8 protein-coding genes are annotated in these 7,897 nt (G+C 69.0%); 4 read left to right on the plus strand and 4 right to left on the minus strand.

All coding sequences use genetic code 11. The features are described 5' to 3' along the window. From D7X99_RS40815 to D7X99_RS40825, 3 genes are all read left to right on the plus strand, one after another. The coding region (locus D7X99_RS40815; protein WP_121782449.1) for a tenascin-X at positions 1-1,807 on the plus strand (1,807 nt) is incomplete at its 5' end. 89 nt (positions 1,808-1,896) lie between these two features. Further along, positions 1,897-3,444, plus strand: coding sequence for an anti-phage dCTP deaminase (locus tag D7X99_RS40820; protein ID WP_121782450.1), 1,548 nt, complete (start codon positions 1,897-1,899; stop codon positions 3,442-3,444). Next, positions 3,445-3,642: a hypothetical protein gene (locus D7X99_RS40825; protein WP_121782451.1), complete on the plus strand. Its 198-nt coding sequence runs from the start codon at positions 3,445-3,447 to the stop codon at positions 3,640-3,642. A 63-nt stretch (positions 3,643-3,705) separates the two neighbouring features. Here D7X99_RS40825 and D7X99_RS40830 read toward each other — a convergent pair whose 3' ends face one another. Together D7X99_RS40830 and D7X99_RS40835 are read right to left on the minus strand one after the other, a co-directional pair. Next, positions 3,706-4,647 (minus strand): hypothetical protein, encoded by a 942-nt coding sequence (locus tag D7X99_RS40830; RefSeq protein WP_121782452.1) that lies wholly within the window; start codon positions 4,645-4,647, stop codon positions 3,706-3,708. Between the two features lie 70 nt (positions 4,648-4,717). Further along, complete coding sequence (locus D7X99_RS40835; protein ID WP_233614177.1) at positions 4,718-4,912, minus strand: hypothetical protein; 195 nt, start codon at positions 4,910-4,912, stop codon at positions 4,718-4,720. Between the two features lie 200 nt (positions 4,913-5,112). On the opposite strand from D7X99_RS40835, the gene D7X99_RS40840 reads away from it, so the two are divergent. Next, entirely contained in the window at positions 5,113-6,132 is a 1,020-nt protein-coding gene (locus D7X99_RS40840; protein ID WP_120599969.1) for an aldo/keto reductase, read from the plus strand. Positions 6,133-6,561: 429 nt separating this feature from the next. On the opposite strand, the gene D7X99_RS40845 is transcribed toward D7X99_RS40840, so the two are convergent. Continuing rightward, complete coding sequence (locus D7X99_RS40845) at positions 6,562-7,284, minus strand: head GIN domain-containing protein (RefSeq protein WP_121782453.1); 723 nt, start codon at positions 7,282-7,284, stop codon at positions 6,562-6,564. A gap of 113 nt (positions 7,285-7,397) precedes the next feature. Then, on the minus strand, positions 7,398-7,897 hold a 500-nt coding region (locus D7X99_RS40850; RefSeq protein ID WP_121782454.1), incomplete at its 5' end, for a PEGA domain-containing protein.

Consider the following 7,897-nt stretch of genomic DNA (forward strand, 5'->3'; position numbering starts at 1 on the left):
GGGCGGGGAGGTGCGGGTGGAGCTGCGCGGGGAGTCGAACCCGTATCCGGACTGCCCCACGCCGGTGGCCTGCCACACCTCCACGTTCGACGTGGCGACGGAGAAGTGCGTGGAGGCCGAGGATCCGGACGGCACGGCCTGCGACCCGGGCAACGCGTGCATCCAGGGCGCCACGTGCACGGCGGGGCGGTGCAAGGGCCCGGAGCGCGTCTGCGACGACGGCAACGCGTGCACCACGGACGTGTGCAACCCGCTGGACGGCTGCACGTCGGTGCCGGCGCCGCCGTGTCCGGGGGACGGGAAGTGCCAGGTGGGCGCGTGCGACCCGAAGGTGGGGTGCACGCTGGCGAAGGCGCCGGACGGGACGTTCTGCGGCCCGGAGCGCGGCTGTGACGCGGCGGACGTGTGCCTGGACGGGACGTGTCAGCGCCGCGATCCGCCGGACAACTTCACCTGCGCGCCGGCCAGCCCCTGCCAGGGACCGGGCAAGTGCAAGGGCTCCGTCTGCGAGCGCCCCGCCGCGACGGCGCTGACGCCGGACTGGACCTACGACGCGGCCTCCAACGGTGAGGCGCTGCACGACCTGTTGGTGGGGCCCACGGGGGACGTGACGCTGGTGGGCTTCTTCGTGCCGGCGCTCCTGGACGCGGCGGGCCCGGTGCCGGTGCGCGCGAGCACGTCCGGGCGCCGGTGCATGCTGTGGAACGACCGGCTGTTGTGCATGGACCTGCCGCTGTCCGGACAGGTGTCGCTGTTGGACAGGGTGACGGGCGCGCCGCGGTGGACGTTCGACCTGACGACGGCGCGGCCGGACTTCACGCAGGGGCTGACGACGGTGTTCATGGCGCGGCTGGGGGTGATGCAGCCGGACCGGCTGGCGGCGCTCTTCGAGGCGTACCCGGCGGGCACGTCGCGGAACACGCTGTGCCGGCAGTACTTCCTGGTGGTGTTGGATGCCTTTGGCGGGATGGTGTCCGCGCAGGCGTTGCAGGATCCGCTGCTCGCGGAGTGCAACCATCCGCACCCGTACGGCGTGGCGTCCGACGCGGCGGGCGATGTGTATGTGGCGTTCGGGCCCACGCAGAACGTGGGGGCGCCGCTGTATCCGGGAGCGCCGACGTTGGTGATGGCGTTCTCGCAGGACGGGGTGCCGCGCTGGCGGAAGACAGAGGCCTTCGCCGCGGGGGAGCTGGCCATCGTGAACGGGCTCCTGCTCAACGAGCGCTCCACGCAGGCGCTGAGCACGCGGGACGGGCAGGCGGTGGGTTCACAGACGTTCCCCCGGGGGCTGGGCCGCGCGCTGGCGACCTCCGCGCACGTGATTCCCTCGCCCTCCGAGGACGACACCGTGGGCGAGTGGACGCTGGAGGGCTACGCGTTGCCGAATCTCACGCCGTCCTGGACGCACGGGTTCCAGGGGTGGCCGGGGCCGGTGGCGCCGGAGGTGCGGCTGGCGAGCTGGACGACCTGGCCGGGCCAGCCGCCGGAGACGGTGGTGGTGGGCACGGGCATGAACGCGACGGGGCCGGTGCTGTTCGCGGTGAGCGCGAAGGACGGCAGCGAGGTGTTCCAGTGCCCGGTGTCGAACGCGGCGACGCCCGCGCAGTTCCTGGAGCTGGGGCCGGACAGCCTCGTGATGATGGACGGGGCCACGACGTGCGGCGAGTGCGATCCCCCGTATGCCTATAGCCAATCGCGCTTCCGGCGCTTCCCGATTCCCGGCCTGAAGCCCGCGGAGGAACCCTGGCCCGGAACGTTCGGCGGGCCAGGGCACGACCATCACGAGGACCCGGTGCGCGGGCGCTGAGTCCTACCTCTTCGGAGGGAGTGGCGTGCGTGCACCCATGTCGGAGGTGGATGCTATCCCCCTGCTTGTGATTGCAGGGGGGAGGCGGCATGGGCGGTTCGGATGATGAAACGTTGGCGGGTTTCGACCATCAGCGCGCGGAAGTGGTGCTGGGGCTGGTGGGAGCGGTGGGGACGGATCTCCAGCGAATTGAATCCTTCCTGACCGAAGGGCTCCAGCGCTTCAACTACGAGCCCCAGGTCATCAAGGTGACCCGCTTGCTGGAGACGCTCGAATCGTCGGCCATGGGTTTCACGTTGGCGGACGCACCCGAACACGAGCGCATCGCCAGTCACATCGAAGCCGGAAACGAATTGCGGCGCCGTTCAAGACGCAATGACATCTTCGCGCTCTACGCCGCGCAGCAGATCGCGGAGTTCCGGGTGCGTCCCGGGAAGGAAGATCGTTTTCCGCGGTCAGAGGCCGTTCACCTCGTGCACTCGCTGAAACATCCAGAGGAGGTGCGGACCCTTCGGCGCATCTACGGCTCCGGATTCTTCCTGATGGGAGTGTATTCGCCGGAGCCGCTGCGCCTGCGCAACCTGGCGGACCGTCACCTGATTTCAGAGGAGAAAGCCCGCGAACTCATCCGGAAGGACGAGAACGAGAAGGAAGGGCATGGCCAGCATGCGCGTGACACCTTCGAGTTGTCCGACGTCTTCATCCCCATGACGGGCAACGAGGACGAATCCCGCAGCCAGGTGTTTCGCTTCCTGGACCTCGTCTTCGGTTCGCCCTGGACGACGCCCACCCAGGAAGAGCACGCCATGTTCATGGCCTTCGCCGCCGCGCAGCGCTCCGGCAGCCTGGCGCGCCAGGTGGGAGCCGTCGTCACCAGCCAGACCGGAGACATCATCGCCACGGGTGCGAACGACGCCCCTCAGTACAGCGGCGGTCAGTACTGGCCGGGCCTTCACGACCAGCGGGACAGCGCACGGGGTGTGGATTCCAACGACGTCCTCAAGCGCAAGCTTGTCGTGGGCATCATGCGCAAGGTGAAGAGGCACTTCGGCCAGCATTCCGAAGCGGAGCATGGCGACGATGCTCTCTATGCGGAGGGCCGGGAGCTCTTCGCGGACACAGGCTTGCTGGACATCACCGAGTACAGCCGGGAGGTCCATGCCGAGATGGCGGCGCTGTCCGCCTGCGCTCGGATGGGAGCTTCCACGCGGGGGGCTCACCTCTACGCGACGACCTTCCCTTGTCACAACTGCGCCAAGCACATCGTGGCCGCGGGAATCGAGCGGGTGTACTTCGTCGAGCCCTATCCGAAGAGCCACGCCCTCCGGCTGCACGATGATTCCATCGCGTTGATGGACGGCCAGGATGTCAAGGGGCGGGTTGCCTTTGTCCCGTTCATGGGCGTGGGACCGCGCCGGTTCTTCGACCTGTTCTCGATGCAACTGAGTTCCGGACGGCCCGTGAAGCGGAAGAACAAGGAGGGCCGCAAGATCGAATGGGCGAGCACGAAGGTTTCGCCGCGCATGCCCCTGCTTCCCTATGCTTATGTTCAGCTCGAGCGCCTCGCGGCGGACGAGTTGCTCCAGGTCATCCAGCGGACGCAGCGGGAGCCAGAGGGTTCCGGAGGAGAGGGTTGAATGGCTTTCACCAGGCGGTTGGATACGGAAGAGGCCCGGAAGTTCTGGGAGTCCTTGGAGCGCAACCATCGCGTCGTGGCGAAGTGGCCGGACTGGATGCGTCGCGGCTCCGTGGGCGAGACGCTGTCGCGGGAATGGGTGGAGCTGCCGACGACCCTGATTCCTCCCGATGAGGAATCTCCTCCCGGACAACCCTGAGCTGTCACGAGCCACCGCGCGGAAGGCGGACCGCCTCTTCCGCGCGGGCGCTGAGTCCTCAACTCACGGCGTGAGCGCGGTCCAGTCGCTGTTGGGCACGGCGACCGAGAAGTTGTACGTGCCGTTGGTCCAGCACAGGCCGTAGGGCCCCAGCTGGGTGCTGTTGCTGGTGGTGAGCGCGGGCCAGGCGCTCACGGTGTAGATCTGGATGCCAGAGGCGCGCACGCGCGGGAACGCGGGGCAGCGCTGGGCCACGTCCATCAGGTAGTGCGACTCCCACATCGTCCAGCCCGTGGCGAAGCCGGAGTTGCCGCAGATGGGCGTCAGCTTCTCCTCCCAGAGCCCCAGGGTGAAGTTGTAGAGCAGGCCGTGCGCGCAGCCGCTGCCGTCCTTGTAGGCCTCCGTGAAGTAGCGCTCCTCGCCGTCCAGCACGCGCACGTACTTGCCCTTCCACGTCGCGTCCATGCCCTCGAAGGTCTGCCAGCCGGTGGCGCCGTCGAAGCCACAGTGGTCCCAGAAGCCGTGCGCGTGCGCCGTCGTCGCCATGCCCGAATAGCGCCAGTGCGCCGTCACTGTCTCCACGCACACGTTGCCCGCCGGCATGTGCGTGGGCGCATAGATGGTTGTTCCAATCGCGTTGTCCGGGATGACCAGGTCCGTCTGCGCGTCATTGGCCGCGAAGATGCCCTGGCCCTGCGTCACCCAGAAGCCCCGGTCCCCGGAGCCCGGGAAGATGTCCGGGATGGGAACGCGCGGACGGGGACGGCTGGAGCGCTCCGGCAGCCGCGCCGCCACGCCCTTCAACACCTCGTTCGCCTGTGGCTGGGTGTTGGGAATCGCCCGGCCGTGCACCGACTCGTCGAAGGGCTCCGGCGCCGCCGTCAGCTCCTGACCCTCCGGCACCGGCACGCCGTATGGCAGACGGGCGGTCGCGTCCTCCGCCAGCACCGGCGCGCCCACGAGCCCCACCACCACCGTCACGGCCTTCCACGACGTTCCACGCATGCGTTGTCCCTCTCCAGCTGGAGTTGAGAGGGATTAAAACAGCTTAAGCAGTAAGAATAGCAATAGCTGATTACCGTAGAGTCAGGTCCAGGATACGTCCCTCGCGCAATGTTCCATCCGCGTCACGCGTGAGGGGCAGGCCCACCGCGATGACGTCCCCGGGCCGGGTGCGTGTGAGCCACCCCAGCCAGGCGCAGAGCGCGGCATCCAGCTGGTCGTGCGTGCACGTTCCTGAGTTCCCGAAGCGCAGGCCGGAGGACTCCATCAGGGCCTGTCTCCGGGCGCGTCCCTCCGGCGTGGCTTTTGCCCCCAACTTCTCCACAGCCAGCGTGCGCGGGCGAAGGGGTCCGTCAGGTCCCAGCCCACGAAGAGGCGCGCGTCCGTCATCGCGTGTCTTCCTGCTGCGGGATTGCGCACCGGACGTTAAGAGGGGCCGCCTTCACTTCCACCCAAGGTGACACGCACATGCACTACCGTCCGCTGGGCCGCACCGGCCTGTTTGTCTCTGAACTGTGTTTCGGCGCCATGACCTTCGGTGGCGAGGGCTACTGGAAGAACATCGGGCAGCAGGGCCAGTCGGAGGCCGACGCGCTGGTGGGCCGGTGCCTGGACGCGGGCATCAACTTCTTCGACACCGCGAACGTGTATTCGTACGGGCAGTCGGAGGAGCTGCTCGGCAAGGCGTTGGCGGAGAAGCGTTCGCAGGTGGTGCTGGCCACCAAGGTGCGCGGCCGCATGGGCCCGGGCCAGAATGAGACGGGCCTGTCCCGCTACCACATCTTCGACTCCGTGCACGCGAGCCTGAAGCGCCTGGGCACGGACCACATCGACCTCTTGCAGATCCACGGCTACGACGTGGCCACGCCGCTGGAGGAGACGCTGCGCGCGCTGGACGACCTCGTGAGCCAGGGCAAGGTGCGCTACCTGGGCGCGTCCAACCTGGCCGCGTGGCAGCTGATGAAGGCGCTGGGCCTGAGCGACCACCGCGGCCTGTCCCGCTTCGAATCGCTGCAGGCCTACTACTCCATCGCCGGCCGCGACCTGGAGCGCGAGCTGGTGCCGCTGATGAAGGACCAGCAGGTGGGCCTGATGGTGTGGAGCCCGCTCGCGGGTGGCTTCCTCTCCGGCAAGTACCGCCGCAACGCCGAAGGACCCGAGGGCGCCCGCCGCACCACCTTCGACTTCCCGCCCGTGGACCGCGAGCGCGCGTACAACGCCATCGACGTGATGGATGAGGTCGCGAAGGAGACGGGCACCACCGTGGCCCGCGTGGCGCTCGCGTGGCTGCTGCACCAGCCGCACGTCACCACCGTCATCCTCGGCGCGAAGACGCAGGCCCAACTGGAGGACAACCTGGCCGCGTCCGAGCTGCGCCTCAGCGCCGAGCAACTCGCGAAGCTGGACGCCGTCTCCAAGCTGCCCCCCGAGTACCCGGGCTGGATGGTGGAGCGTCAGAACGCGGACCGCTTCCCGCCGGCCCGCTGAGCGGTTGCTCGCGGAGTCCCACGCATGCGGAGTTTTCCATCATCGCTGGATGGACCCGACCTGACGCGTCTCAACGACGCACCGTGTGAGCGCGGTGCTTTCGTATTTACAGTCCGTGGGGGACGGCAGGCGTGGCGGGACGCGGGTTCCCCTGCGAGTCCTGCGGCGAAAGCGACGCTGGGTGTTTGGGATTGGGACGGGTTCCCGATATCTTGGGGACTGCGAAGCGTTCGGTCACTCGAGCGCATTCCATGGGGCCCACGCGCCTGTCCGACGGCACTCCGGTGTGGTCGGCATCCACGTGGAAGGTAGGACGGTCGCCCGGATGACCTTGGAGGTCCGGTGTGCGGCGTCTCTTTTGCTTCGTGGGGGGCCTGTCCGGGCCCCGGGAACTCCCCGGGGCCCGGCTAACCTTTCCCGGTACCGCTGCTAGTTCGAGGCGTCGAGGCGCGAACCGCCGCTGACGTCCACGTTGGAGTTCTGGGGCCGCTTCGACAGGCGGATGATGCTGCCGCCGGAGGCGTCACCGGAGACGCTGGCGGGGGCATCGGCCTCCACGATGGATCCGCCGCTGGCCTCCACCTTCAGGTCGGTGAGGCCCTGGAGCTTCTGGGCATGCACCTGCGCGCCGCCACTGGCCTCGGCCTCCAGCTGCGTCGCGCGGCCGCTCAGGGTGATTTCAGAGCCGCCGCTGGCCTCGGCCTCCACCTGCTTGGCGTCCACGCCGCGCACGGTGAGGACCGAGCCGCCGCTGGCCTCGGCGTCGAACTCGCCGGACGCGGTGACGTCCGCGTTCATGTGGCTGCCGCCGCTGGCCTCCAGGTGGTCGATGCGGGGCGAGGACACGATGAGCTTCACCTTGCCGTTGAGGCCGCTCCAGCCCTTGCGCTCCACGCGCGTGGTGAGGATGCCGTCCTCCACCTCCAACTGGAGGCGGGAGAGGTTTTCAGGGGAGCCCTCCAGGCGGACGGACTTGGGGCCCACCTTCACCTCCGCGTGCATGCCGTGACCCACGGAGACGCCGTGGAAGTCCTCCACCTGGCGCGTCTCACCGGCGCCCTGGGAGGGCCGGGTCGCGTCCTCCGCGTGGGCGGTGCAGGCGGAGGTGACGAGGCAGCAGGCGGCGAGCAGGGACAGCGAGGACATCCTCATGGGCGGCTCCGGGCGAGGCGCGAGGACGTGGGAGCACGTCCCGGCGGAATGCCTCGGGTACGCCGGACCCCAGCGGGTGATTGCATGGCGTCGCGCGAACCTGTCCGACAGGTTCAGGGATTGGCCAGCATCTCCAGGGGGACCCGGACGGAGGTGACGTCGTCGGGTTTGATCTCCACCAGGAGCTTCAGGGGGCGGCCGGTGCCGTCCATGAGCTTCAGGGTGTGCCTGCCTACCGGGAGGGCGACCTTGTTGAGAGGGGTCTCGCCCAGGGAACGGCCGGCCAGGGACACGCGGGCGGAGGGTTCCGTGACCAGGGTGAGGAAGCCCTGGGGCGCGGCCGCTTCGGTGGCGCCGTCATCCGGGGCGGGGAGGTCGGCATCCGAGTCGTCGACGGGCGCGGCGGTGCGGGACTTGCCGCGGACCGGAGTGGCCGTCGGGTCGCTGGCGTCGCGCTTGCCGGTCTTGCGGACGGGGGTGCGCGTCTTCGCCTTGGGAGCCTGGGCGTCGTCGGTGGCGGTTTCGTTGCTGGGAGGAGGCGGGTCCGAGGGCGCCGTCTCCGTGGGAGTCGCGGGGTCGGCGGGAGGCGTGACCTGGGCGAGCTCGGTGGAGG

It is taken from the genome of Corallococcus sp. AB032C (assembly GCF_003668935.1).
Taxonomy (GTDB): domain Bacteria; phylum Myxococcota; class Myxococcia; order Myxococcales; family Myxococcaceae; genus Corallococcus; species Corallococcus exiguus.